We start from the raw sequence: 25340 nt of genomic DNA, 5'->3' as shown, positions 1-25340 counted from the left end.
TCATACGGTAGCCCTGCTCTTTCTCATGCCATTGATAATCTCTTTGAGACGCTCATCTTTTATAGCACGCCTTGCGCGGTTGTATAACAGATGTAGCTCGGCCTTGCCCTCCTCGGCACGTGTATGCGAGGCGCTCATAGCCCTAAACCTAGAAGCGTACTGTGCGAGCTTGGAATTTAGGATTAATTGGCTCATGGCGATTTTCATCATTGAGCTTTCGAGGTGGTCTACTACATCATAGCTACTGGGTTCAAAGATATAATTTTCCTCGCTGATAAATTCCTCGGCCTCACTGGCTTGTTTTCCCTGATTTTGGACTGCGCTTGAAAGCTCAATTTTTTTCACATCCTGCACCATTAGCGAGACGTATTCCTGATAATAGACACTGGTTTGTTTATACTTTTTTACCTCTTCAATAATTTCTTCCACGTTAATGTCGGTATCTTTTTCTGGCAATTTGAAATACTTTTCGTAAGAAATATTGCGCTGACTTAGCTGTAGAGCGCCATGGTGACCAATTACGACGATAGCATTTTTGGCCGGATCATAGCTTTTGAGCATTAATTGGATAAGTTTTTGGTCAATATCACCCGAGAAACCGCCTTCAGCGGTAATAATAATAAACAGTTCCTTCTCAATGACTTTTTCCTCAGACTGTGAACGACCAAAACCGAAGTAACTGCTGACTCTGATCTGAGAATAAATATGCCATAGCTCATTGAAAAACTCTGTCGCTTGTAGCACCTGGTTTTTGACCTGTGCGATGCGCATACTAGCAATACCCTCGAATACACTGGTTAACTCCGTTAGGGTAGCCATAGCTTTTTCCTCGCGTTCGATTTCGTTGGGTCGCCTCATCTTGACGCCTCCGACGTTAAAGTAGCAGATGGTAGATGGTAGATGGTAGATAGACGTAAGTTGTTGAAAATTGAGAATTGAGAATTGAAAATTGAAAATTCAACCTTCTTGCTGTCTCTATACTCAATACTCTTTATTCTCATATTATTTCTTTAGCTCCACTATGCATTTAGCCTTCAGCTCATCGCGCACTTTCTCAAATTCCTCGTCTTTGGTAATTTTGGCGGCGAATTCTTTCACATTGAGTTTTAGCTGCGAGACATCGAGTTTTTCCTCTGTTTTTAGATTAAGCACAATATCAAGCATCAGTTCCTGCGCCACAAAAGAATAGGTATCTGTCGGGCTCTGTGTCATTACCGAAAAGAGATTTTTGCCAACTTCAAGCGCATGCTTTGCCTCAAGTGCAAGTTCGCTTCCGAAGTGAGAAAACTCTTCGGCTTGACGATAATCTGCTAGTATCTTTAGCGTTTGCGCAGCCAAACCTTTTTGGCGTTTATTATGACCGACTCCACCAACACGAGTCACCGACAGACCAATGTTTAGGGCCGGCCTAATCCCGTTTCGGAAAATATCCATGTCCAAAATCCACTGTCCATCAGTAATAGACATGATGTTTGTTGGCAGGTAGGCTGTAATGTCGCCTCCTGCGGCGTTGACTAGCGGGATACTAGTTAGATGAGCAGCGTTGCTGTCAAGGCGCCCGGCGCGCTCCAAAAGGCTAGAATGGGCGTAGAACATGTCTCCAGGATAGCTATCTCGACCTGGGCTAACGCCACTCATGAGAGCCACCTCTCGGTATGCGTGGGCATGACTAGTAAGATCGTCATAAATAATGATCGTATCCTGGCCCAGCTCCTGCCAAAGGTACTCGGCCATCGCCACACCTACGTAAGGAGCGATATAGCTGGCTATCAAACTCTCAAACATTGTCGAGACTATAACCACTGCCTTGTCCAGGCCTTTGCTGTCATTGAGGCGACTCAATAGCGTATCAACATCGGTACGTCTCTTGGCAATTAACACAAACACAACCACTTGATCAGTGTTTTGTTGGTTTATAGTAAGTTGAGTTACGAGAGTACTTTTGCCAGACTTACTGTCACCCAGTAGTGCCATACGCTGTCCACGGACAATCGGGAACAATGAGTCAATCGCAATCACTCCGCTTTCTAGCTGTGTGTCTAACAGCTTCCTGGCGTACAATGGCGGCGCAGTACGGAACACAGGCCAAACGCTATCAGCTGCAATCGGACCTTTTCCATCTAATGGCTCGCCTTGGACCGATATGACTCTGCCGATAAAATCTTTGCCGACTTTACTGACAAGTTCTTGATGCTGGATTACTGCGATCATCCCGACTGTTAGGTTGTGATCGCCAAGATGCAGCACGATTACCTCGTCTTTTAGCACCTGATGAACAAAGCCCTTGCTGCCATCATCAAATAATACGAGAGCGTGAATCTGGCACGGCTGCAGGCCATGAATCCGCACCAAGAACTTATCGACTGCAACAACTTCACCAACCGGATTGCCGGCTGCTACTAGTTTGTCAAAGTGTTGGCCAGCGCTCACTTTTTAGTACCTTGTTTACTGTTTACCGACGACTGCTGACTATCGACCGGTTGCTGTTGGCCGTCGGCTGTTGGCAGGTGACTGCTGGCCGGTGGCTGTTGGCCGTCGGCTGGTGGCCGTTGGCCGTCGGCTGTTAGCTGTTGGCTGGTGGCTGGTGACTCTTGGCTCGACTTGGGATCTTCCATAACAGCGTGCAGATGATCGACGAAGTACTGATAGTGCTTCTTGAAATATTGCCTCAGGCTCATATCAAAAACCTTATTGTTGGTCCTGATCATACAACCTGCACCTATGTTTGGCTGCAAACCGACCCGAATCATCAAGAATTGATGAATATTTTGGCGGAACCAAGCTACTAGTTTTTGTAGAAATACTGGGCTAGGGTCAGCGCCAAAACTAATATGTACAACTGGGGCTTTTTTCTTAATTGCGGTTAGCCATTTAATCAGTTTTTGGCGTTCTGTACTTTGTAATCCGTTCATTTTGTTGGTCTGCATTAGTTCGTCTAGCATTCGGCTAGTCTTAGGCATCTTCATCGGTTCGCCTGTCTTACGGATTGCAGCTTGCTCTAGAAAATCGTGTAGAGACTCAGCCTCACGTAACAACCGTCCCAAATCAGTTGGTGTCGCTACGCTTAAGGGTAGTATGAAATCGACTTTTTCCACTGCCTCTTACGCCCCCTCGGTAATATCCTGAATTAGAGCTTGCTTGTTTTCCTCGAGGTTTCCGAGAATAAAGTCAAGCTGGTCGTTTAGGTCAATTTGATCGCCAATAGCCTGCAAGACGTAATGATTGACGATATCGGCCATGTGTTTTTCGAATCTTGCCAGTTGTCGGCTTTTTTCGGCTGACAACTGTACTTCAATCTGTTTAGTTAATGCCTCACGCTGTTCTTCGATTGTCTTTTGAGTCTTTTGGATAGAGTCGATTGCCAATTGTTTCGCATCATTAATTGACTCCTCATAGCGCGCAAACTCTTCTTTGAGAGTACGCGTAATCTCAGTTTTCATAAATTCATTAAGCTGAGAGGTTGTAAGCCGTAGATCTTGCTGTAAGAACATGGCGTTTTCACCAATTATCTTTTCAAAGTGCAAGCGTCCTCGATTTCTTAACTCTTCACGAAACTGATCATTAAAGATATGTTCTACATCTTTTTGGGCTAGTGATGCATAGTCATCTTTAACAGTACTCCCGGCCTTTACGTCGTCATTTTTTAGATAGTACCAAACAAAGCCGCCAACGGCAGCCGCTATTGCCATAAGTGCTCCCACCAAAACACCGAGACTCATACTTTTTTTACTCCCACCAAAAATTTAAAAATATAGCTAAAGCTTTATTAATAAATATACCCCAAAAATGCCCACAACCAAAATCATAATGCTAGTAATGATAACCTGTATCAAGCCGCGAATGATGGATTTTTTGCTTAAAGGATTGCGACCAATTGAAATTAAACTACTTCTAACACCGCCGTAGATTAGGCTGCCAGCGATAGTCCCTGACACAGCCAACAATATAAGACCCAGATAAATACGGATTGAATTGACTGGCTTGTCGGCGATGCCATCGGCCATTTTTTGCAGATATTCAGGCAAATTGGATTGCTTGGGACGGGCCAGCGGATTTGAGCCGATGCCAATGTCTAACTGAACACGCCCAATGCTAACTTTTTGGACGCCTCCAGAAGAATCCTTGAGATCTACTGTGCTTACAACCGTAGTTTTGCCATCAAACGCCGTCAGCGCTTTGCCGACACTTACATATTGATTTTCGTCGGCTTTCATTGCGATACCTTCGACTGCTGAAAGCGTTAAGTAATCACCTGGTGCAATCGGTCCGTTCTGGTCGCTAACTAAAACATCGTAACGGCCGACTGTAGCAACAAAGACTTTTTGATTCTCGCTACTGATAGTCACCGGCGAATCATTCGGATCAACAATCACTCCGTGTGCCTGCGTAGCATTGTCTAGGGTAGAAAGCTCGATCTTACTAGCGTCGTCTTGTTTCAAAGATACAACCATCCCACGCTGCGCTACACCATCAAAAGTATAACCTTGAGTTACAGATTGAGCGCTTAAAGGGTGGCTTAACGAAATAATAATCAGAGCAAAAAGACCAAACAAAGCACTAATACGCCTCCGTGTTATCAAGTGTGACATTTTGAGAAATTTCATTTTTTTGTTTTTTGTTTTTAATCCTACAATGCTAGTATACCCTCCTTAAGTCTTTTTGCAAGCCCCTACAAAATATAATGACGACATTTTTTCTACGATCGTAGTTTTTATGTCGTCTTTTTTGTTATTAACAACTTTGCTAAAAGGCATTCAGTCTCTTAGAATCTTTGTCAGAGCTAAGATTGCCTGGCTTATGTGCTCTTCAGTAGTCATTAATCCAAACGAGAACCGCAGCACTTCGCCGGCTTCTTTTTCGGATAGTCCGATCGCTTTAAGAACTGTTGAGCTCTCTCCGCTAGATGCTTTGCAGGCAGATCCACTTGCAACTTGTACGCCAGCTTCATCCAACTCCATTACTAACCGCTCGTTGTCGAAGCCCGAAAAACGAACACTTACAATATGAGGCGTGTGGTATTTTTCATGACCTAAAACTTGCCCGCCTAGATTTTCAAGATTGTTCACGAATATCGCCCGCAGGTCAGAAAGTCGTCTGTTCTCCAATTGAGCCCGTTTATTCGCTAACTCCAAAGCCGTAGTAAAACCACATATCTGCGCCAATGATTCAGTCCCAGCTCTCAAACCAAACTCCTGACCACCGCCAACTATTTGTGGCGTTAGCACAATGCCAGCACGGACATACAGGGCCGCCGATTGCTTAGGCCCGTACATCTTACCACCGCTTATTGTCATTAGATCAACACCTAAGCGGCTAACATGCACATCTAAATACAGCGATTGTGATGCGTCTGTGTGAAGCAAAAGCGGTAGCTTAACACCTCTTTTTTGACGGTCTTTACGAACTTCAGCGACCAGCTCGCTAACTGCGTTAAGCGGCTGTACCACTCCCAATTCATTACTAATATGCGCAACCGAAATTAGGCTAACTTGGTCATCTATCCTACTCTTCAAGTTAGTGATATTTAGCCGACCTTTCTTGTCTACAGTCAGCTGTTGTCGAGGTAATAAATTATGATTTTTTATAACCGAATCATGCTCAATGGCCGAGCTTATAACATTCCCTCCATAAGCTCCAACCACCCCATTTAATGCTAGATTGTTGGCTTCGCTTGCACCAGCACAAAAAACTATCTCATTACGACTGGCTCCGATTACCTTTGCGGTTCTAGCCCTGAAATCTTCTAGTTCAATTCGACATTCTCGTGCCGCCAAATAAATAGCAGACGGATTGTAGAATTTTTCGCTGTAATAAGGCATCATCGCTGCCAACACCGTCTTATCGACCGGTGTCGCGGCTGCATAATCCAGATAGACCGCCAATGCCTAAACTCCGTAAACTTCTTTTGATACTCGGCGCTGATAGGTTTCGGCAGCTTTAAGCAAGTTCTCAGCCTCAGACAAACTCACCAAATGATACTCACCGTTATCCTGTTTTTTGATTATCGAATCCTCGCGTATAACGTAACGAGTCGTACGAATTCGGCGCTGACCGCTCTGGTCTAGCCATTCTTCATGCCAAATCCAAGTATGCTCATCAAGACAGAAAAACTCTCTTCGGCCGCCTTCAGGAACCGGGCCAAAAAGCTCACCACCAATGGCTGCCTCTTTTCGAAGCAAACTGCGTTGAATCGCCGCTCGTTTTGACACGGTGTCATCGTTCTTCGAAACTTTGAACAACTGGTTTAACATCAAATGTCCTTAAGCTGCTTTATCTAGTGGAGTAATGGCTGCGGTGCTTTCGTTGGCAGCAGCTTCGACCGCTGCCTGAAGTCCGCTCAAATAGTCATCATGACCAATTGCAGGCTCCGCGGGAGCAGTTATGCCGCCGAGCTGACGTTGAGTAGAAATATCGATTACATTGGAGGCCTGGCGCTCTACTACCGGGTTGTCTCCGGCCTTTACAAAACTACCAAATTGTCCTCGTTTTTCGTACATGCCATTAACGCTTCTTTTCAAAAGGAATACTGAATGCCTAAGAATAGTTTCGCGATTTTTTCTGCCTTCATAAACAAGCCCGGGATCACTCTCGGTTCGGCTGAGTATTTTTGGTAGTTTGGGTTGTTTCATAGTTTGAATAATTTTATTGCATTTGCCGTGGTAGTAGCTACTAAATCTTCGAGTTTTTCTCCTCTTAATGAAGCTAAAAACTCGGCCGTTACTGCCACATGCTTGGGCTCACAGATTGTACCACGAAAGGGCTTAGGAGTCAAGTATGGCGAATCAGTTTCAAGAAGTAACCGATCCAGTGGTACTTTTTTGGCCGCTGCGAGCTGCCCCTGGTCGTGCGTAAATGTCATAATGCCATTTAGCCCAACATACAGACCCCGTTTAAGAATTTCGTGAAGCTCTGCCTCACCTGAGCTAAAACAGTGTACCACGCCTCGGATATTTTGGTAAGTATCAAGTATCTCAAAAAATTCAGTAAAAGCGCTGCGTACATGAAAAATAAGCGGCAAATCATGCTTTGCGGCCAGATCAAGCTGAAAACGAAAAAGTTTCTCCTGAGTTATTCGATCAGAGTGGTTATAGTAATAATCTAAACCCGTTTCGCCAATTGCAACCACCTCGGGACGCGTAGCAAGCTCGCTAAATTCAGCCAACGCCAGCTCATCGCCAGCATATACTGAACCTTCGTGTGGATGCAGTCCAATACTGATATAGCTTTTTAGATCGCCTGTTTTTTTGGCATAATCAAAGGCTGCGATACTGTCCTCTAAGGTACAGCCCACTAGCATCTGATATTTTACGCCTGCGGCCAGCGAGTTTTTACTGACCTGCTGGACGTCAATTTTATAATCCGCAAAATGAACATGGCAATGCGTATCAAATAATTCCATCTATAGCGCCCTCCTGACATTTAAAAGTAGTTAGTAGAAAGTAGCAAGTAGTTAGCATAAATTCTAAATCCTAAGCACTAAATTCTAAACAAAGATAGTATCAAGTATTAACTATAAACTATAAACTGGTCCCTAGACCCTGGACCCTAGTCCCTAGGAGGTACGGGGTACGCAGTACAGGGTACGGGGTAATACCTGCTAGACCCTAGACCCTAGACCCTAGTCCCTAGCTCTTGGCTCTTGGCTCTTGGCTCTTGGCTCATGACTCTTGCGTCTTATCTCTTGTCTCTTGCTTCTTGTCTCTTCTATCAACTATCAACTCACCCGATTTCAAGTCTTGGGAATAAATTCTCTTTCGGCATGCGCACTACGCCTTTAACAAAAATATGCTCAATCTTGCTTGCTGTGTCTGGCATGAACGGTACCAATAGCTCAGCTACCTGTAGCAGATCGCTGACGGCCTGCGCCAGTACATCTTGTAGATGCTCCGGATCTTGCTCCTTTGCTATCACCCAGGGCTTGGTTTCGTCGATAAACTGATTTAGACCCCGAACTTGCTCCCAAACCTCCGAGAGCGCAATGTCGAATTGGCATTTTTCCATTGCTGCGTCATACTCACGACGATCGTGCTTGCTTTCTGGCACGTCGCCTATCACGCCTGCTTGGTAACGCGTTATCATGCTTGCCACACGGCTAACAGCATTCCCAAGTTCGTTAGCCAGTTCGCCGTTGTAAGCCTTAGCCAACTTGTCCCATGTAAAATCACCGTCGTCACTACTGCTAGTGTGGCGTAGGAAAAAGTAGCGGTATGTATCTACGCCGTACTTACCAAGGATCTCTTTTGGTGCAATAACATTGCCTATACTTTTGCTCATTTTTTGGCCGTCAACATTTATGAATCCGTGAACATAAAGCTTTTTAGGTAAACTAAGTCCAAGACTCAGTAGCATTGCAGGCCAAATCGCCGCATGAAAACGAATAATATCTTTGCCGATTACTTGCACGTTGGCTGGCCAGAACCTCTTAAAATCATCGAATTCCGGGTAACCAAGTACCGTGATGTAGTTCATCAGCGCCTCAAACCAAACGTACATTACTTGGGTGTCATCACCCGGCACAGGCACACCCCAACTTATCTTGTCTTTTGGCCTAGACACACTAATGTCTTCTAAGCCTTTCTCTAGCACTGCCAAAATCTCATTACGGCGTTTTTGAGGGATAATCTCAAACTTACCACTTTTAATGGCTTGCTTAACTTCTTCGGTGTAGGCACTGAGCTTAAAGAAGTAGTTTTCTTCTTCGAGTTTGCGGTAGGCTTGAGGATGATCGGGCTTCATACGTTCTGGATCGGCCTGGCTCTCGGTGACAAATTCCTCCTGTCGAACATCATACCAACCTACGTACTTACCTTTGTAAATGTCGCCTTTTTTTAGATTCTGCCAGATAATCTGCGAGCGCTGCTCATGACCTTTGTCAGTGGTACGAATAAAGCGATCATTGCTGATGTTCAGCGCTTTGCATAGCTCTCTAAAACTGTCAGACTTTTCTTGTACAAATTCAACAACGTCTTTGTTTTCCTCGATCGCCTTTTCGGCTACTTTTGTGCCGTGTTCATCTGTTCCGGTGGAGAATAGCACCTCATTACCCTGCTGCCTGGCATAGCGTGCCAGTACATCAGCTTGGATAATCTCCATGCCAAAACCAATGTGAGGGTCGCCATTCACATATGGTATAGAAGTTGTAACGTAGTATGCTTTTTTCATCTGTTTTTAGTATAACAAAATATTTATTTTTCCTCTCAAGTTTACTCTAATCAACAAAAAAACCAGCTTATGCTGGCTTCATATTTGGTGAAGTTCTACAACTCCGCTAGAACCTATTTTGAGGAAAAATGGTGAGTAACGCAAGTGGGTGCAGGCTTGCGCCCACTACGCCCCGACCGCCCCGACTATTGCATATTTTTTGAACTTTCCCCCGCCGAATTTTTTTGGATTTGGAAAAAGTCTGGGCGGTCGGTTCGCTGCCGCTTTGCGGCAAATGCGAGGAAGTAGTGCGCGTTTAACCTTCGCCGGCTTGCATACTTTTGTTTTCCTGCATAACTTTAATTTGGCATAATTCTCGTAACCCATGAATACCGCGTTCGCGTCCCATACCAGAATTTTTATAACCCCCGAATGGATCAGCTGGTAGGAACCGTGATTCAAGGTTTAGGCTTACTGTACCAGCATCAATTTTTGCTGCAACTCTCCTGGCCCGATCAATGTCTTTTGACATAACGCGTGCAGTCAAACCATAAAGTGTATCGTTAGCTAATTCCACGCTTTCTGCCTCTGTTGCAAAAGTAACAATTGGAAATATTGGCCCAAAGACTTCTTCTTTCCAGACGCGCATATCTCTTGTGACGTTAGTAAGGAGTGTGGGCGGGAAAAACGCGCCTTTGAGGTCTTTGGGTACTTTAGTTTGAGCAGCGATTTTGGCACCTTTAACAAGTGCGTCGTTATATTGCTCTTGCAAGAGTGTCACCTGCCGCTCAGCAACTAAACTACCACGATTAAAGCTTTGATTAAGTGGATCACCTATTTTCTGTTGGTCAAGAAGCATTTTTAGCTCGGATAACAATTTATCAGCAATATCTTCGTGCACTATGAGGCGTTTTAGTGCGCTACACACTTGGCCATTATGCTGGAAACGCCCACTAAAAATAATAGGTGCTGCTTCAGCTATATCCACATCATCAAAAACAACACAAGGGCTCGAGCCACCCATTTCAAGAACAGCTTTTATGAATTTGTTAGCTGCGGTTTTGTACAGCGCCTTACCTGTGGCTGTGCTACCAGTGAACCATATAAGGTCGATGTCCTGTTCTGTAAGCAACTTTCCGACTTTGCCGTCGCCGTACACTTCGCCGAACACACCTTCAGGCAAGTTGTGACTGGTGATAATCTGTTCAATGAGTTTACCAACTAATGGGCATTCTTCCGATATTTTAAAGACAACTGTATTTCCGGCAATCAAATTAGGGAAAATGCCCCATATCGCCATGCCAAAAGGAAAGTTCCACGGTGCGATTGCTGCGACAACGCCATGCGGTTCGTAGACAATATAGTGGCGTGACTCATCGTCTTCGAAAACAGTTTCGCCAGCAAGAGCCTTCAAACCGTTTTCTAGGAACCAGCCAAGTTCAATATTAGTATAGCGTTCTGCTTCACTCAGTGCTTCGACAATAGGCTTACCTGTTTCAAGGCTAATAAGCTCGGCGATCTCAGTTGCACGATCTCGAAATTCAGCTTGGATTGGGCGCAGAAGTTCGATACGAGCAGTAACGCCTAGCTCCTTCCATATGGTCTTCACTTTCTGAGCACTGGCTACCTTTTGTTTTATTTCCTCTGGTGTAGATACATCGACATAACCAATAATTTTGTAACTATCCGCTGGATTGGTAGAGGCAAGTTTCATGGTCAAATAATATCATATTAATCAGTGATACGTCGCACACTACTCCCGCACATTTGCCGCAATGCGGCAGCAAACTGCCCGACCGGACTTTTTCCAAATCCAAAAAAGAAATTCGGCGGGGGTAAAAATCCAAAAATGCAAAAGTCTGGGCGCAGATTTGGATTTTTTCTCTGAAATGGTGGGCGAGGTGGGATTCGAACCCACAACCGTTTTAGCGGCAAGGATTTTAAGTCCTCTGTGTAAACCATTCCACCACTCGCCCGAATTGTCAAATTTATTATTTTTTAAAGAGCTTTGGAGGCACCTGCGGGTAACGCTCCCGCCTACGAGGTTTTGCAGACCTCTGCCTAACTTCTCGGCCAAGGCGCCATTACAGCTTATTATAACCCATTAATAGTTTTGTTTAGCAACCAGCAGAATGATATATGGCAGGGGCAGCACTTTTTGCATACAGCTCCTTTGGATCGGCAACCTCGATCGCCGCACGGATACCTAGCCCATGTGCAACAGCGTGAAAATACTCAGCACCGCGGCAATTTGCTTCACCCTCATCTGAGATCCCGCTAACGTGAGCAATTTCGTGGGCAATAACTCGTACGGATAGAATAGCATTCGTATCCCCCCACTTAGTCGGATCGTCCGCAGAGTACGGCATAGATGTGTTATAGATAATGCCGAGGCAAATTTCTGGTGTCAGTGTAATCTTGGGACTTTTGCCTGCAACAGTTCTTGTGTACATACCACTGACCTTGTATCCAGCGAATTGGCTACTCCTGCCTATGTTCTCGCAACGTACAGCGACATCCTCTCCAGTAAGTTTATGTGCAAGGAAAGAAATAGAGCCTTCTAGTTCTACGACCGATCTTGCCTGATCTTTTAGTTCGGAAGTGATCCCTGCCGCATCTCGTCTGCTTGTATCCGGTTCTGCCCAGCTTTTACCGGCAGTAAAAGAAACAGCGCAAGCCGCAACAACAGATAGCGGCAATATTGACCCTCTAAGGAAACCTCCTAACAAGCGACGCTCTGCTTGAATCGGGGCTTGAAGTTCATTAACCTCTAAATATTGATCATAAGGAGGAGTAAAGGATTCCCTCTCCCAATCATAAATGGACATAAATCTTATTTTATAACTAAAATACTATTTTTGCAAAATAACGAGATTTCAAACATTGAGTTAAAGGATAAAAAGCTGTCCTATGTGCTAAACGGTCCCTCTAAAACCATCGTTGAGGCAAAGAAAAAGAGCCTTTCGGCTCATAATTCAGATATTTGGTGCGGGTTAAGAGACTCTCCCACGTTCCGCGGGCCCGAAATTACGTGATTGAAAACAAGTTTTCATCAGTAAGTTTCCTTGCAAAAGTCCACTGGACTTTCTCACTCTCGACCTCTAGGTCGAGAATCTGAGAGTAACTTAATTCAAACCAAGTAAAAACCCCACGCTTGGTGGGGCCTTAACTTGGTGCGGGTTAAGAGACTCTAACTCTCGACCTCTTCCTTGGCAAGGAAGCGCTCTAAACAACTGAGCTAAACCCGCGAAAATTTAGTTACCGTTATGTAAACAAAAGACGTGACTTTTTGTTTACAATTACGTTACAAAATTTTCGCGGCCTTCCGACAAAACAATCCCCTCTTTTGTCGGGCACAATAACCTAATTCCATATCTAACAGATACAGATTATATATGAAAAACCTGGCTCGGACAATCACAAAATTACTTAGTTGGGCTAAAATGTATTAAGCCCCGATGCTGACGGTATTGTAAGCCAAATAGGAAGTAACTTTAGCGCTCGTCGCGCATGTCTTTGATGGGGTTGCGCTTGAGATTAGAGACCAGCGGCCCAACAGCGCTCAAAAGCGCCCCTGCCAAAACCAAAACGGATATGCTAGCGAGCTGCATAAAGTCTATGCCAACTAGTTCAAATTTTCTCGACAAATTAGTCGAATTAAAAGCAGTCAGAGCATCAATTGTGATCGAACTGGCATACCTAGATTGTGCCAAAGACGCCAAAAGCCATGCCACACCTGCTGCAAAAACAACCACAATTATTCCAAGCATTAGCGCATAGGTCATATATACCTGCGCAATATCTAAACGCTTAGCACCTATCGCGCGGAACACGGCCGTTTCACGCCGACTATCGGCAATTACTTTGCCTATCGTCCCCATAGTAATAATCACAGATATTGCTGCAACGACCAAAGCCACCCTAATAAACCCAACCGAGAATGATTTCTTGGCGCTTTCTAGCGCAACACTGTTACTGCCAAATCCGCTAAGAAAAAATGGTGTCCCCCGTTCCTTACAACCATTTATGGCCTGAGCTGGATCACCAAATATAGTGCCTAGATCGCAGCTTTTTTCTTTACTAAAACGCCTGGCCTCATCGGCTGAAGCAAACTCAAACAGCTTATTTACTGAAAATTGGTTGACCTTACCTATTTGATCAAAAATCTCAGAGTACTCCGGAATCTTATCTTTGGATTCCAAAGGCATAAACCAGCCACTGCCGAGATTCGAGACTAGTAATGACGATATAAGACTAGACACCGAAAAAGCTCCAGAAAAATCTGGTGGGTCGGGCGCAATACCCACAATCTTGAAGCTTGCAATCCGCTGTTTAGCAAGCTGCTTGCCAAACTTCGCGTCAAACTGCTCCTTTTTTAGATCGATTGCTTTGCTGTCAGCGCTGCGAACGTCTCTACTAACAACAACATCCTCGCAAGGTTTGTCGCTCTTAGCGTAAATTAGTTCTGGCTTAATGTATTCTTTGTTATTCTTGTTTCTCTCAAGCTGCTCTGCTACCGACTGCGCTTCGGATTGTCTGGACAATGAAGTCGAGTTCCTTAGACAAACCTGGAAAGTTATGCCTGCAGCTTTTGTCCGAACCTCTTTAAGTCGTTCTAGTCTCGCGGATGTTGTACTCGACTGTGGTAGCTTAGCTAATCCCAAAGCTTCTTCTGCGGCAGAAAACGGAGCAATTACAGCTATCGGCTCACCAGGCCCTGAGCTAAGAGCCTGATTCGGCAGCAAGAAAGCGCTTAGCAAACCGCTACTTGCGGCGTTGAGTCCCTGACTAAAGCTTTTAAGTCCTGAGGGTGGTTGTATCATACTGCTGCCAGTCGCCTCTGAATCTTCCTTACCGCCACTGATTATGGACATCGAAGTTGAGTCTAAGTTCTGTGAAGGTGCCCCATAATTCATACCTGTAAGCGAAACAATCCAGTACGACCCGACTGTCTTATATGATTTTTCGACTTCATCAGTTGCCTCGAAAAAAGCTTTTGAAGCTTCGGCTCTTTTGGCTTTGATCAGCGGAGAACTCTGAGGAGTTTCTTGAACCATTGGCTTACCGATCGGGCCGATCGCTTGATCGTTAACAGAAAGTACTTCTGTCTTAGGATCGTAATCTATCCCTAACCGTCTTGCTTCAGCGGTCTTAGCTTCTACTAGATTTTTGTCGGCTTGTTTGGCGTCTGCCAGTAGGTCTGAGTCACTTAGAAGCGTAAAATCATCCCCAAAAGGGCTTGAATCGATTCTTGTGATATACCTTTTGCCGAAGCCATCTTCACCAAACTTTTCGACACTTTTCATCGCTCCATTGAAAATCAAAGAAGCCAAAAACAAGCCGACAAAGAGTAGTCCTGCAACAATTATTGTTATAATCAGCCGGATTTTTCTGCTGTTTAGTTTTGTTCTGGCAAGCAAGAAAGAGTCTGCTACTCGAATCATACAATTTCTCCATCCTGCAGTTTTACTTCTCTATCAGCTCTAGCTGCTAGTTCGGCATCGTGCGTTACTACAATAACTGTCGTTCCGAAAGTATCTCTAACGCTCGAGAGAAGATCCATGATGGCAAAAGCGTTTTTGCGATCAAGATTGCCCGTTGGCTCATCGGCTAAGATTATTTTGGGATTATTAAGTAAGGCTCTAGCAATCGCAGCGCGCTGCATTTGTCCACCAGACAGCTCATTTGGTAAGTGCTTGATTCGATCTGAAAGGTCAACTTTCTCCGCCAGTTCCATCGCCTTTGCCTGTCGCAAACGAGGCTTAGTGCGCGCAAAAATGCCCGGAACTTCTAAGTTGCGTCCAAGATTCAAAAACGGCTGCAAATAGAAGAACTGAAAAACAAATCCGATTGTTCGACCTCTAAACTCGGCCAATTTACGGTCTTTGAGTTTAGATATATCGTCACCATTAACCGTTAAAATACCGCTAGTGGCTTTATCCAGACCGCCAATTAGCTGCAGCAACGTACTCTTTCCAGAGCCGCTAGTACCGGTTAGAGCTAAGAATTCACCCTGCATCACTTCTAGGGAAACATTTTTTAACGCCTCTACTTTGTCGCGTCCGACTTTGTAAACCTTGTTGACCCCCTGAACATTAACCACTACATCGCCGTACTCACGTTTTGTTTTTCTGTCACGAATCTCGTGTTGGAGTTTTCTTAGAACTTCTGTAATTTGAGCAATATCCCCAGAATATTTATCTAGCAACTGCTGTTCTACACTCATATTGCTTGCCATATGGCTTAAGCATAGCAAAAAGCTTAATTGTTTGATATGGATGTTTGAATACTTACTCGAGCGCAAGGCTCACCTTGTGTCCCAAAAAAACAAAAACGCCAACAATATCGCTGACGTTCTTATCTGGTGGACTCTAACAGGGGCAACTGGCACTACATTTTCTTTGACCTTATTGAGCTAAACAATCGTTTAGAACAACTAAAGGTAGATGCAATAGTCCTTGATTCAGATAAACTCGCATCATTCTTACCTATAAATCCTCAAACTGCATCTGCGGTTCATGCCGTGCAGTAAGAAACTCGTGATCAATAGTCGATACTCATGTATAGTCATCCTATGATGGAGGATATAGTCTACTTTGTAATATTTGCTAGTGTTGGCGTCACCGTAGAGGTAGTTTTTACCGCAATAGCTAGATTTAGAAAGTCTCAAGATAATAGCCTAAAAGGTTACAGCTATATATGGATGATACCTATCTATGGCTTGGCATATCCCTTGTTAGCTATTGCAGAAAACTATTACGAAGCTGTTCATCTATTGATAAGAGGGGTTGCTTATACCTTAATTCTTTACATACTTGAGTACAAGTTTGGACTCTTCCTCCGTAAGATACTTGGAAAATGTCCGTGGGAGGATAATTACAAGGGATCAAGGTATTCTGTGAATAATTTAATACGTCTAGATTTTATACCAGCATGGTTCGTGCTTACACTATTACTAGAAAGGCTCTACGTATTCCTGCATTGAAATATATAGACCACTAAAAATAGATGACCCTCATGCGACAAAAATGCAAATAAAAATGAAATACGTGTTAAAATTGTCGTATGAAACTAAACAAAGGCACTTCGTTTGCACTGATTCATGTATTGAACGGGCTTATGCAGGCGAGTCAAATAGCAGCGCAGCCTAATGCGCCCGATGTACGTTCAGTTCAACGTGCTCTTCAGCGCCTTGTTGAGCTTGGTCTAGTTACAAAACAAGGAAGCAATAACAATCCAAAATACAACTGTGTCTATGAAAACATTTTACAGACCAGCGTGCCGGCTAAGCTTTTTGACAATGACCAAAGACCCGATTCACAATATAGATTTCAATTCATAGACTGGCTGGACTCACTTAATGGCAGTGAGCTAGACGCATTGTTCCCGTATGGCGTAAACGTATCTGAAACTAAAATATCTGCAAAAGAACTCGAGCATCTTACAGTTGAACTTTCCTGGAAGTCCTCTTCGCTCGAAGGTAATACGTATACACTTTTGGACACGCAGTTGTTGCTTACTGAAGGCGTGCGTGCAAAAAACCGAACAGAGTTCGAAACACAAATGATTTTGAATCATAAAGATGCCATTGCATTTATTATGACTAATCTAGAATTGTTTAGAAGTTCAGTGAGTTTTGCGACTCTAGAAGAGCTACACAAAATTATAGGTAAAAACCTGGATATAGAATCAGGACTGCGCAGGAAGCTAGTGGGTATTACTGCAAGCAACTACAAGCTTCTATCTGGCCCACAGCAATTACGCGAACAAGCAGACAAGATACTGGGCATAATTAGTAAAGCAGCACAACCATACGGTAGGGCTTTACTAGCGCTCTCACTCATTCCGTACTTGCAAGCATTTGAAGATGGCAACAAGAGGACGGGGCGCTTGCTAGCAAATGCGTTGCTACTAGCATCTGTTGGGCGTGGGTTTAGCTTGCGCAAAACCGATGCACGCTCACTGTCTATTGCATACCTAAGTTTTTATGAATTTAGTAGCTTACAATCGTTAGATGTAATCTTAAAAGCTGAATTAAAGGAGTAACTTAGTTACTTAACTAGCCGTAAGGCATCTAGCTCTGCTTTATCATTCTAATGAGTATATCCGCTAGTTCTTTATAGCTATTCTTAGCAGCCCGTAAAATCTCTTCACAAAGTTCTTTCTTAGTCACGCGTATACAACCCCAACAAACTCGAACTAAAATAACAGATTGAAAACTAAAAAGTTCTAGAAAATATATTTTCTAGAACTTTTCGTATCTGTTGATAATTTTGGTGGCTCCTCCCAGACTTGAACTGGGGACACAAGGCTCTTCAGGCCTCTGCTCTACCAACTGAGCTAAAGAGCCATTTGGGTAACTAAATTTTATCAGTAAAGGTACGTTCTTTGCTAGCAGAGGCCCTCTGCTCTGGCAAGCTTCGCCTGCCCACAGAATTTTCATGCATACAACAAGTTGTATCCTGAAAAGTTCTCTTACAGACTGCCACAGGCAATCCTCACAACTAAAGCTAAAGAGCCATTTGGTTTGCTTTAGTTTAACAAACAAAGCAGTCTCTGCGCTAGTGACGGCCGAATTTCAGGCCTCGTTACAATCTGACTTGCAAGCAAATCAGTTGCGACCCCGCCTCAACTAATTTTAAACAAGTTCAAAATTAGTTTCCGGCCTTGCGATCCGCCAGCTGGCGGATCCACTGGACTTTCTCACTCTACCAACTGAGCTAAAGAGCCATTTGGTTTAACTATATTTTAGCACATTATCCCTCCAGACCGCACATTGTTAAACAATTATTTTGCAATTCTAGGTTTTTCTGTTATACTTGTGTTTATGAAGAAGTTTTTTGGTGTCGTTTCCACACTTATTGTCACGTTATCGGTTTTGATAAATATAGCTGCCAGCCCCGTTTTGGCTCTTAGCTCGTGTTACATGACTGCAAGCGGCGTAAATGTTTCTAAGTTTAGTGGCGCAACAAAAGCAGCAGATTTATCATCAACCTGCCTCAATAGTTCGCCGAATACGCGCTATGGCGTTGCTAGCGTGTCAAAAATGATAACCTCGCTTACAGTTCTAAGTTTAGTAGACGAGGGCAAAATTAGTCTCGACTCGCCTTTTATCGGCCAACTGGCGGCCGGCACAATGAAAAAACCCAGCGACACTAGATGGAACAAAATTACAGTAAGGCAGCTACTGAATCATACCAGCGGTATTCAGGTTTCAAAGAACTGGTATTTCAGCCAAACAACGGCTGCAAAGTATAACTACGACTGGCGAAATATTGCTAAGAATGCAACCAGCATTAGCCTACAGAGCACTCCAGGCCGCGCCTATCAGTACTCAAACACTAACTACACCATACTAGGCTTACTCATCGATCAAAAAGCTGAAAAACCATACCTACAAGCGGCTAGCGAAAAGGTTTTTCAGCCTCTTGGACTCGGCTCTGCTGAGTATATGCTTAATTCGGAGCAAGCTTTAACTACCCAGGATTTTAAGTACTATGGCTATGCGGCATGGAAAAATAAAGCTCTCGGTCCAGCCGGTGCTTGGTTCTTAACACCACATGCTGCATCTATACTACCCATCGCATTTAAGAAGTTACTTAGCCCAACATTATCATCTCAGGCGATGAAGGGTTCAACTGCTAACTCTGCTTATGGATTAGGGTTAATGAAAATGCCTGGCGGTTGGGGTCACACTGGTACAATAACAGGCGTCAGAGCGGCTGTTGCTTACAATATATCTAGCGGCAAGTCAGGAGCAGTACTATACAATGGAGCGAGTTTTAGCTCTGGCTCCGACCTAAAATACGCCGCATACAAACTCACAACAAAATATTAGGCCAACCATTTAGTAGCTAAGTGCCATAGTTGGCAAGACTTGCATTGGTAGGCTTTCAGCTTGGTTTTTTCTCCTCTATGATGCTGGAAGCTCGCAACTGTAGCAGCTGTCATAGCCGCTTTCTTGCTGTCAAAGCTCAGTTTCTGCTGACATTTTTCGGAGGTTGTACTCATGCTAAGTATTATATCCACCACCTGCAATCCACCACAATGATGGCCTCTGTTTGAGCTGTCTATTAACTGGCCAGAGACCGGTTATATTATCATATTTAGTTGATTTAATCGGAATATTGAAATATCTTTCTACTACAACAATCGGACCAATTAAGGCCGCTCCAAATGATTCTATCTCTACTTTAGTTTTAGTGTCACCAACAATTAAAATATCAGTGGTATTGACTCGGTCTCTTGGCAGCTTATAGCCTTCCCCGTCGCGGTAAGTCGAGGGCAGATTTAGCACAGCTCTACCGATTTTTAACGCGAATGTTTGAGATAGATAGGGCCAGAGGTTAGCAGATATCTGATTAAAGGTTTCGACGCAATCATCGGCTGGATTGTCTGGAAATCGTGCCAAAAGCTCTCGTAACTGACTAAACTGCTCTGGGTAATTCATTCCTCTAAAGTACCAGAAACTTTCTATTTTTGAAATTGCTCAAGCTTTGTGCTATAATAAAACTATTCTCATTTTTTGCGATATTTCGTAAACTTGAGAGGAGTGTGCAAGGGTACAATATCAAAGCTCTTGACGATTGATAGTGCGCAGCATACGACTAGGGGCTGAATTTAAGCTCGACGTTAGTTTAATAAGTTGGAATGGCAAGCGGGGCTGATCTGCACCTTAGCCGGATCAAAAAACTAGATGCAAAATCTAAGTTAGCTAGCGCAATTGACAGCATACTTAATGCTCGCCAGTTCGCTGCACAAGCTGCCTAATTATTTAGACAGCCGCTATATTTTCGACGTCAGATAGAGAATTATTAGCGCCAAATTTTCTGAACGCTCTTTGCTCCACTATTTGAGGAGTAAAGCTAAGATTATCAAGTTGCCCTTTAGCTAACATTTTGTTTGTTAAGAGTTAACTTAAGGAAAGAAAATTAAACAAACTAAGCTTGTAGTCATCCAATAAGTTAACAGACGGACGCGGGGGCGGTACCCGCCAGCTCCTCCATGAAAAATGCCTGATCTTTTGATCGGGCTTTTTTCATTGCCGGAGTGGAGGGCTACCGCCCCTAACGATACTACTTCAAAAAGTAAGTTACTGAGACGCTATAGCTGACTTCATTCTGACCTGACTGAACGGGCAGAGTTGAGTCTGCTACTGGAGCAACAGCCTTGATACTATCTTCGGCGTACATTGGCATAACACCGCCAAAACCAGCCCCATCGCTAACCGACTTAACCTTACCTACACTAAACCCAAGATTTTTGGCAGATTGATCGGCTTTTTTGCGAGCATCTTTGGTAGCCTCGTCGCGAGCTTGGCTCTCAAGTTCTTTACGCTTTGCTTCACTGAAACCAGCTTGTGGCGAAACAGCACCTTTTGGAGACGTACTGACCAAATAGTCTTGAACTTTTTGAGTTTTATCTTTGTCGTTGTTTGTAATTTCTAGCCGCAAGGTGTAAGTTGGCGTGTTGCTTGAATCTGGCGCAAAGTAGTATCTGTCATAGCCATCACTGTTAGTCTTGATATCTTTGTCCTCAACACCCAACTCTTTGAGTTTTGCCACAAGCTCGGTGCTTTTTGCTTTCAACTGAGCGAGTGCTGCATCTTTATTGGTATTTTGGAACTCGTAGTATGGATAAAACACGAACTGATCTGGCTGAGATTTAACTGTAGCCTGGCCAGTTACATCTATCGTCCGACTGCCGCTGTCAGCCTTTGATTGCCAAGGTTTCCAGACGATTAGCATAGCAGCAATAACAGCAGCCAAAAACAAACTTAGCCATTTATAATCGAGCGAAATACTTAGTTTCGTTTTTTTATCCTGTTCCACGCTTTTTAACCCTCCGATTGTTTATGAACACAGTATGCCTCAGGCGATGTGCACTTGACAAGCATAAACATAAGGAGTATTACAAAATTATTATATAAAGGAACACAAAAATGCCCCACGAAGCCTACAAAAGTCCTGACGGAGTACCTGTACACGGATTAATTCACGAAACCGGCTTAAAAGTAATAACTTTTGCGCAAGTCGCGGGAGTAGCTCTAAGAGGTTTTGCGCCGACCCTAAAAGAGGCATTTAGTCCAGACGGTCTAGTATTTAGTCGTCAGACTCGCTAGTGATTAGTGTGAACCAGCGAATTCAGGATGATCGTGCTCGGTTTTACGATGTCTTTGGGGGTCAAAAAATACCCAAAAAGCGATTTGTCCAAGCAGCACAACTGCCGCGCCAGTTAATACGACTTTTGACTGGCTAATAGAAGCAATATAGCCCGACATAGCCGCCAAAATTCCTTGAGCCAGTGCCTGCACGCTCGACGATATGCCAAGTGCTTCCCCCCTGTTGCCATCTGGAGCGACTCGGCTAACAATCGTTGGCATATTAGCAAAAGACAATCCGTTAAAAATTGCCATCAGCGGCGCTACAGCAAACAGCCAGTGATAGTTCGACACCCAGGCGTAAAGCGCCAAGGCCACAGCCGTTCCGGCGACAGCAAATCTTAGTACCTGATAATCCTTCAGCTTTTTGGATACCACAGCCACTACCAATCCTTGAGCGGCAGCAATACAAATTCCGACATAGGCAAAGTAGTCGCCGATGTTTCCTTGCGAGAAACCAAACTTTTGACGCAAAATCACTCCAAAGAAAGTCGTGAAGAACGTAAAACCGCCAGTAAAAAGGAAAACTGTCGGCATTACAGCACGTACACCTGGCATGGTCACAGCATGACGAACATTGGTAATAGAACGAGCCCAATCCATCGGCTCGCCCGAAGGCTTGCTGTGAGTCTCAGGAAACTTAAATAGCACGAAAAGCGTGTTGGCCAGACTCAAAAACATCGCAAACCAAAACGGCGTAGAAGTATGAAACCAGCTTACAACGCTTGGGTCGGCTAGTTTGCCGCCGATGTATGGTCCAATCACAAAACCAAGTCCAAAGGCCATCCCAACTCGGCCAAAGTTTTTGGCGCGGTTAGCGGGTGTAGAGACATCGCTCACCGCAGCTTGTGCAACCGAAATATTACCGCCGGTAAGACCATCAATTATTCTACCCAAGAAAAGCAAGCCTATATTTTTAGATAAAATACCGTAAGCGAATATCGCGTAGCCGACCGCCGTTCCAAAGATTGAGTAAGCCAGAACTCGCTTTCGACCATGACGGTCAGATAGTTGTCCAAGAATCGGTGCGGCCAAAAACTGTGCAATCGGGTAAGCAGCAGTAAGCCAGCCGAGCAGTATAAACCCACCCTTAATACTCCAGTAATCTGGTGTGATCCGGTATTCCCCAGGCGTTACCAGTAGCGGCATGACTGGTATCAAAATTCCGACTCCGAGCAGGTCTATAAAAATCGTCGTAAAGACAGCAGTCAAAGGACTAGGTGCTTTTTTCTGTAGTTTGTTCTTCAACTTTTTCTCCTTCAACCAATTATAACTTATGCGCCAGGATTAACTTAGCGCCGATCCCTCCACTCCTGTGATTAATACCGATGTCAACATAAAAACCACGACCAAAGGTTTTTATGTTGACATTTTTTGATATTAACCCCCCCTCGGTATAAAGCAACCCGGCTAGGTAGTATCTAAGAAGAGAAGGCTCGATAAAGATTCAGCCAATCTTCGATCGACAGGGTTTGTGCGCGCTGACTTGGTTCGATTTTGGCTTGTTTCAGAATAATTTCGACTTGGTTTTTGCCTAGACCCAGTCCGCCACTCAGTGAATTCAAAAGAGTTTTGCGCCTTTCTGAAAAACCGGCTTTGACCAACCGAAAAAAACTTTTTTCATCAACATTACTGGCCGCTATCTTAGTCTTCATGATCACAACTTGACTATCAACTTTTGGTGGTGGGGTGAACGATTTAGCAGGAACTACTACACCCAGCGAGCATTCAAAATACCACTGCGCTACCACGCTTAACATGCTCATTTGACCCGGTTTGGCACAAATCCGCTCAGCTACTTCCTTTTGCACAAGTAGCACTGCCCGCTCAGGCTTATTGCTCGACTCACCGAGCAGTCTAACAAGATTACTCGTCAGATAATAAGGAATGTTAGCCACGATCTTATAGCCTGCGGGTAACTGCCTCAGATCAAAAGTCCTGATGTCCCCCTCTAAAATTTTAACTCGATTTTCCGTGTTCCTATCTTCTGCTATAGCGTATCTTAGGAACAAGTTTTTGACTAATTCGTTGTCGAACTCAAGAGCAGTAACTTTGGCACCCCGGGCCAAAAGCTCATCTGTTAAAACTCCCTGCCCCGGCCCAATTTCAAATACTGTCTCTTCAGAAACGACTTCGGCAGCATCAACAATAGCCTTGAGAGCAACCTCATCATTAAGCCAATGCTGCCCAAGAGCTTTTTTAGGTTCAGAAGCGATTTTATTTGCACTCACTAAAAACTAATCTTCGAGTACGACTTTTGCTGGAGTTTTATAAAGTCGATTACCAATAACAAATCTACCCATTGCTTTGTGTAGTTTTGGAAACCGAACAATAGCATAAAAGTTAGCTTGCCCTTGCATCAACAATCCTCCCATAATCTCATGTATAGCTTCTTCCTTCTGGGTTTGGTTCACTTTACGATCTCCAATATACCCAAAGACCACCTGTGACATATCGATCTCTCTGTCAGCCCTAATCGCTGCTCCTACCTGAACAGGTGATGAACTAACGGCGCTCAATATCTCATGATTTATACCCTGGTCATAATATGTTTCTACAGTGCTCATTCTGATCTCCTGTTTACTAAGTATATATTTACATTAAACACTGCTATCTTTCAAGAGCCTTCTTCTAAATAATCGGCGTGGTATTGAACATATTTTTATAATACCCGGGGCCTTTTCAGTTTACGAGAGAATTAGCTTGGCAGAATCAATTTGCAGTGAGCTATGTAATATGGGTGAGAGATATTTGACTGAGCTAGAAGTTTTATTGTTAATTAGAAAAGATCGCGGCAAATATCCCTTACCACCAGTGTTGGGCGAGCCAGGCTTGGTAGGCTCCCCCCCAGCCACCATATCGTCCATTAGCATAGCCAGTGCACCAGATCAGCTGAGTGACGGGGTTGGTGAGATAATCCGCACCGGCTGTTGCCATTTTGCTGGCTGGCAGCGCTTGGCACAGACCATAGGCGCCACTGCTGGTATTCACGGCGCCCGGGCGCCAGCCAGATTCACGGCTTATGATATAGTCAGCTGCGCCATAATACTCTGGCGCAATACCTGCCGCCGCCATTAAGGCCTGCTTATCGCCAGAGACCGAAAGAGTAGAAGGTAGGAATGAAGCTTTGGCCCGCACCTCATTGATCGGCGGCCTAGTCGTAACCGTGCTCAGCTCAACTCTTCCGACTTCTTTGTCGCCATCGTAACTTACTTGGTATATCACAGCGCGCTCTCCCGCCACACCGGCACTAATAACTTTTGACTGGCCAGGGGACAAACTAGGGTCTGTTTTTGTTTCGATAGAGAATGGGATTGGTCTGACAGATGAAACTATCTTGGTGTTTTTACTATTCACAGAAATCAGCATACCCGCCGTAATCCCCGCATAGATTGCTTCTGGCTGAGTCGTCTCACCTTCGTTGAGAGTAATTTGGTTCTCTCTTAAAAACTCGGCCACTGTTTTAGCCTGAGTGTTGTACTGCGAAATCTTACCGTAAAGTATAGCCGTTACTGGTATGGCTCTAAAAACTGATATTTTTTCGGCGGTCAAACCACTACTAAGCGGTTCGTCTGAAGCCTGACTGGCAGCGATATCTTTGTCGCCCAAACTTAAACCGGCAGCTGCGGCGACCGCTTTGGGGTCTTGCTCGGCACTGACAACGTCATACTGATTGGCTCCGTCAATTACTATAACTGGCCTTGAACGATAAACCACAATCTCTTGTTTGTCCTCGATAATTGGCGTGTCTATACCTGGCACGACTTTGTCGGTTGGCTTGATCTCTATGCTCGAGGCTTTGAGAAGCTCGCCGACGGTTTTGGCACGAGTCGGTACTTCACGGATTGAGTTGTCGGCAGTTATTTTTACAATTCGCGTATCTTTGGCGCCGATTGTTTCCCCTCCATAAGCCACAAAAGCCCCCAGAACCGCTATAACAAAACCAAATACCATTACCGTCGGCAACAAGTATGGATGGCGAAAATTGAAAGTATCAAATTTTTTGTTGTGCAAAAATTTCATTTGTAGTTTTATTATA

At 44.3% G+C, this 25340-nt stretch carries 25 protein-coding genes, 4 tRNA genes and 1 other RNA gene; 5 read left to right on the top strand and 25 right to left on the bottom strand.

Annotated features, from left to right (window positions below; genetic code table 11):
• The 17 genes from IPO96_03600 to IPO96_03520 all read right to left on the bottom strand — a co-directional run bounded on the left by IPO96_03600 (position 1) and on the right by IPO96_03520 (position 15244).
• Positions 1-858 carry a F0F1 ATP synthase subunit gamma gene (locus IPO96_03600; protein QQS64631.1) on the bottom strand — a complete coding sequence of 286 codons (858 nt, stop codon included), beginning with the start codon at positions 856-858 and terminating at the stop codon, positions 1-3.
• A 144-nt stretch (positions 859-1002) separates the two neighbouring features.
• Entirely contained in the window at positions 1003-2430 is a 1428-nt protein-coding gene (locus tag IPO96_03595) for a sodium-transporting two-sector ATPase (protein QQS64630.1), read from the bottom strand.
• The gene (locus IPO96_03590) at positions 2427-3095 is read right to left on the bottom strand and encodes a hypothetical protein (protein QQS64629.1); all 669 of its coding nucleotides are present in this window, start codon (positions 3093-3095) and stop codon (positions 2427-2429) included. Before IPO96_03590 ends, IPO96_03595 begins: the two co-directional genes overlap by 4 nt.
• A 6-nt stretch (positions 3096-3101) precedes the next feature.
• Positions 3102-3719 (bottom strand): hypothetical protein, encoded by a 618-nt coding sequence (locus IPO96_03585; GenBank protein ID QQS64628.1) that lies wholly within the window; start codon positions 3717-3719, stop codon positions 3102-3104.
• A gap of 36 nt (positions 3720-3755) precedes the next feature.
• Positions 3756-4589 (bottom strand): hypothetical protein, encoded by an 834-nt coding sequence (locus tag IPO96_03580; protein ID QQS64627.1) that lies wholly within the window; start codon positions 4587-4589, stop codon positions 3756-3758.
• A gap of 165 nt (positions 4590-4754) precedes the next feature.
• On the bottom strand, positions 4755-5882 hold the full coding sequence (locus IPO96_03575; protein ID QQS64626.1) for a cysteine desulfurase: 1128 nt from the start codon (positions 5880-5882) through the stop codon (positions 4755-4757).
• 3 nt (positions 5883-5885) lie between these two features.
• Entirely contained in the window at positions 5886-6251 is a 366-nt protein-coding gene (locus IPO96_03570; GenBank protein ID QQS64625.1) for a hypothetical protein, read from the bottom strand.
• A 9-nt stretch (positions 6252-6260) separates the two neighbouring features.
• Positions 6261-6629: a hypothetical protein gene (locus tag IPO96_03565; GenBank protein ID QQS64624.1), complete on the bottom strand. Its 369-nt coding sequence runs from the start codon at positions 6627-6629 to the stop codon at positions 6261-6263.
• Entirely contained in the window at positions 6626-7399 is a 774-nt protein-coding gene (locus IPO96_03560) for a TatD family hydrolase (GenBank protein ID QQS64623.1), read from the bottom strand. Before IPO96_03560 ends, IPO96_03565 begins: the two co-directional genes overlap by 4 nt.
• Before the next feature lie 320 nt (positions 7400-7719).
• Complete coding sequence (locus IPO96_03555) at positions 7720-9162, bottom strand: methionine--tRNA ligase (GenBank protein ID QQS64622.1); 1443 nt, start codon at positions 9160-9162, stop codon at positions 7720-7722.
• A 295-nt stretch (positions 9163-9457) separates the two neighbouring features.
• On the bottom strand, positions 9458-10855 hold the full coding sequence (locus tag IPO96_03550) for an aldehyde dehydrogenase (protein ID QQS64621.1): 1398 nt from the start codon (positions 10853-10855) through the stop codon (positions 9458-9460).
• Between the two features lie 176 nt (positions 10856-11031).
• Positions 11032-11117 (bottom strand) — tRNA-Leu (locus IPO96_03545).
• 33 nt (positions 11118-11150) lie between these two features.
• Positions 11151-11224, bottom strand: a tRNA-Cys gene (locus IPO96_03540).
• Between the two features lie 34 nt (positions 11225-11258).
• The gene (locus IPO96_03535; GenBank protein ID QQS64620.1) at positions 11259-11969 is read right to left on the bottom strand and encodes a hypothetical protein; all 711 of its coding nucleotides are present in this window, start codon (positions 11967-11969) and stop codon (positions 11259-11261) included.
• A gap of 343 nt (positions 11970-12312) precedes the next feature.
• Positions 12313-12389: transfer RNA gene (locus IPO96_03530), tRNA-Gly, on the bottom strand.
• Positions 12390-12635: 246 nt separating this feature from the next.
• On the bottom strand, positions 12636-14585 hold the full coding sequence (locus IPO96_03525) for an ABC transporter permease (GenBank protein ID QQS64619.1): 1950 nt from the start codon (positions 14583-14585) through the stop codon (positions 12636-12638).
• Positions 14582-15244, bottom strand: a complete 663-nt coding sequence (locus IPO96_03520; protein QQS65416.1) for an ABC transporter ATP-binding protein — start codon at positions 15242-15244, stop codon at positions 14582-14584. Before IPO96_03520 ends, IPO96_03525 begins: the two co-directional genes overlap by 4 nt.
• Positions 15245-15715: 471 nt before the next feature.
• Between IPO96_03520 and IPO96_03515 the strand changes: the two genes are divergently transcribed.
• Positions 15716-16126 carry a hypothetical protein gene (locus tag IPO96_03515; protein ID QQS64618.1) on the top strand — a complete coding sequence of 137 codons (411 nt, stop codon included), beginning with the start codon at positions 15716-15718 and terminating at the stop codon, positions 16124-16126.
• Between the two features lie 80 nt (positions 16127-16206).
• Positions 16207-17187: a Fic family protein gene (locus IPO96_03510; GenBank protein ID QQS64617.1), complete on the top strand. Its 981-nt coding sequence runs from the start codon at positions 16207-16209 to the stop codon at positions 17185-17187.
• A 228-nt stretch (positions 17188-17415) separates the two neighbouring features.
• Here IPO96_03510 and IPO96_03505 read toward each other — a convergent pair.
• Positions 17416-17491, bottom strand: a tRNA-Phe gene (locus IPO96_03505).
• A 477-nt stretch (positions 17492-17968) separates the two neighbouring features.
• Between IPO96_03505 and IPO96_03500 the strand changes: the two genes are divergently transcribed.
• Complete coding sequence (locus IPO96_03500; protein QQS64616.1) at positions 17969-18979, top strand: beta-lactamase family protein; 1011 nt, start codon at positions 17969-17971, stop codon at positions 18977-18979.
• On the opposite strand, the gene IPO96_03495 is transcribed toward IPO96_03500, so the two are convergent.
• On the bottom strand, positions 18976-19152 hold the full coding sequence (locus tag IPO96_03495) for a hypothetical protein (protein ID QQS64615.1): 177 nt from the start codon (positions 19150-19152) through the stop codon (positions 18976-18978). The genes IPO96_03500 and IPO96_03495 overlap by 4 nt on opposite strands.
• 1 nt (position 19153) lies before the next feature.
• Positions 19154-19591 carry a hypothetical protein gene (locus tag IPO96_03490; GenBank protein QQS64614.1) on the bottom strand — a complete coding sequence of 146 codons (438 nt, stop codon included), beginning with the start codon at positions 19589-19591 and terminating at the stop codon, positions 19154-19156.
• Between the two features lie 160 nt (positions 19592-19751).
• Here IPO96_03490 and ssrA point away from each other — a divergent pair.
• Positions 19752-20146: a transfer-messenger RNA gene (gene ssrA / locus IPO96_03485) on the top strand.
• Positions 20147-20216: 70 nt separating this feature from the next.
• Here ssrA and IPO96_03480 read toward each other — a convergent pair.
• On the bottom strand, positions 20217-20972 hold the full coding sequence (locus IPO96_03480) for an SIMPL domain-containing protein (GenBank protein ID QQS64613.1): 756 nt from the start codon (positions 20970-20972) through the stop codon (positions 20217-20219).
• Between the two features lie 110 nt (positions 20973-21082).
• On the opposite strand from IPO96_03480, the gene IPO96_03475 reads away from it, so the two are divergent.
• A complete protein-coding gene (locus IPO96_03475; GenBank protein QQS64612.1) occupies positions 21083-21262 on the top strand; it encodes a hypothetical protein in 180 nt (59 codons plus the stop codon).
• A gap of 3 nt (positions 21263-21265) precedes the next feature.
• Here IPO96_03475 and IPO96_03470 read toward each other — a convergent pair whose 3' ends face one another.
• The 4 genes from IPO96_03470 to IPO96_03455 all read right to left on the bottom strand — a co-directional run bounded on the left by IPO96_03470 (position 21266) and on the right by IPO96_03455 (position 25324).
• Positions 21266-22549 (bottom strand): MFS transporter, encoded by a 1284-nt coding sequence (locus IPO96_03470; GenBank protein ID QQS64611.1) that lies wholly within the window; start codon positions 22547-22549, stop codon positions 21266-21268.
• 173 nt (positions 22550-22722) lie between these two features.
• Positions 22723-23517: a ribosomal RNA small subunit methyltransferase A gene (gene rsmA / locus IPO96_03465; GenBank protein ID QQS65415.1), complete on the bottom strand. Its 795-nt coding sequence runs from the start codon at positions 23515-23517 to the stop codon at positions 22723-22725.
• 21 nt (positions 23518-23538) lie between these two features.
• Entirely contained in the window at positions 23539-23868 is a 330-nt protein-coding gene (locus IPO96_03460) for a hypothetical protein (protein ID QQS64610.1), read from the bottom strand.
• 238 nt (positions 23869-24106) lie between these two features.
• Positions 24107-25324 carry a G5 domain-containing protein gene (locus IPO96_03455; GenBank protein ID QQS64609.1) on the bottom strand — a complete coding sequence of 406 codons (1218 nt, stop codon included), beginning with the start codon at positions 25322-25324 and terminating at the stop codon, positions 24107-24109.
• Between the last annotated feature and the right edge of the window lie 16 nt (positions 25325-25340).

This window comes from Candidatus Saccharibacteria bacterium, from assembly GCA_016700315.1.
Classification (GTDB): domain Bacteria; phylum Patescibacteriota; class Saccharimonadia; order Saccharimonadales; family SZUA-47.
The sequence above is the reverse complement of the archived record's forward strand: the minus strand, read 5'-3'. Positions and strand labels throughout refer to the sequence as shown.

What these genes read in the sequence shown, in the direction of transcription:
- IPO96_03495 (QQS64615.1), bottom strand. Translation starts at nt 19,152, where the DNA reads ATGAGTACAACCTCCGAAAAATGTCAGCAGAAACTGAGCTTTGACAGC.
- IPO96_03500 (QQS64616.1), top strand. Translation starts at nt 17,969, where the DNA reads ATGAAGAAGTTTTTTGGTGTCGTTTCCACACTTATTGTCACGTTATCG.
- IPO96_03570 (QQS64625.1), bottom strand. Translation starts at nt 6,251, where the DNA reads ATGTTAAACCAGTTGTTCAAAGTTTCGAAGAACGATGACACCGTGTCA.
- IPO96_03585 (QQS64628.1), bottom strand. Translation starts at nt 3,719, where the DNA reads ATGAGTCTCGGTGTTTTGGTGGGAGCACTTATGGCAATAGCGGCTGCC.
- IPO96_03535 (QQS64620.1), bottom strand. Translation starts at nt 11,969, where the DNA reads ATGTCCATTTATGATTGGGAGAGGGAATCCTTTACTCCTCCTTATGAT.
- IPO96_03580 (QQS64627.1), bottom strand. Translation starts at nt 4,589, where the DNA reads ATGTCACACTTGATAACACGGAGGCGTATTAGTGCTTTGTTTGGTCTT.
- IPO96_03475 (QQS64612.1), top strand. Translation starts at nt 21,083, where the DNA reads ATGCCCCACGAAGCCTACAAAAGTCCTGACGGAGTACCTGTACACGGA.
- IPO96_03555 (QQS64622.1), bottom strand. Translation starts at nt 9,162, where the DNA reads ATGAAAAAAGCATACTACGTTACAACTTCTATACCATATGTGAATGGC.
- IPO96_03560 (QQS64623.1), bottom strand. Translation starts at nt 7,399, where the DNA reads ATGGAATTATTTGATACGCATTGCCATGTTCATTTTGCGGATTATAAA.
- IPO96_03600 (QQS64631.1), bottom strand. Translation starts at nt 858, where the DNA reads ATGAGGCGACCCAACGAAATCGAACGCGAGGAAAAAGCTATGGCTACC.
- IPO96_03460 (QQS64610.1), bottom strand. Translation starts at nt 23,868, where the DNA reads ATGAGCACTGTAGAAACATATTATGACCAGGGTATAAATCATGAGATA.
- IPO96_03550 (QQS64621.1), bottom strand. Translation starts at nt 10,855, where the DNA reads ATGAAACTTGCCTCTACCAATCCAGCGGATAGTTACAAAATTATTGGT.
- IPO96_03515 (QQS64618.1), top strand. Translation starts at nt 15,716, where the DNA reads ATGATGGAGGATATAGTCTACTTTGTAATATTTGCTAGTGTTGGCGTC.
- IPO96_03565 (QQS64624.1), bottom strand. Translation starts at nt 6,629, where the DNA reads ATGAAACAACCCAAACTACCAAAAATACTCAGCCGAACCGAGAGTGAT.
- IPO96_03525 (QQS64619.1), bottom strand. Translation starts at nt 14,585, where the DNA reads ATGATTCGAGTAGCAGACTCTTTCTTGCTTGCCAGAACAAAACTAAAC.
- IPO96_03455 (QQS64609.1), bottom strand. Translation starts at nt 25,324, where the DNA reads ATGAAATTTTTGCACAACAAAAAATTTGATACTTTCAATTTTCGCCAT.
- IPO96_03510 (QQS64617.1), top strand. Translation starts at nt 16,207, where the DNA reads ATGAAACTAAACAAAGGCACTTCGTTTGCACTGATTCATGTATTGAAC.
- IPO96_03490 (QQS64614.1), bottom strand. Translation starts at nt 19,591, where the DNA reads ATGAATTACCCAGAGCAGTTTAGTCAGTTACGAGAGCTTTTGGCACGA.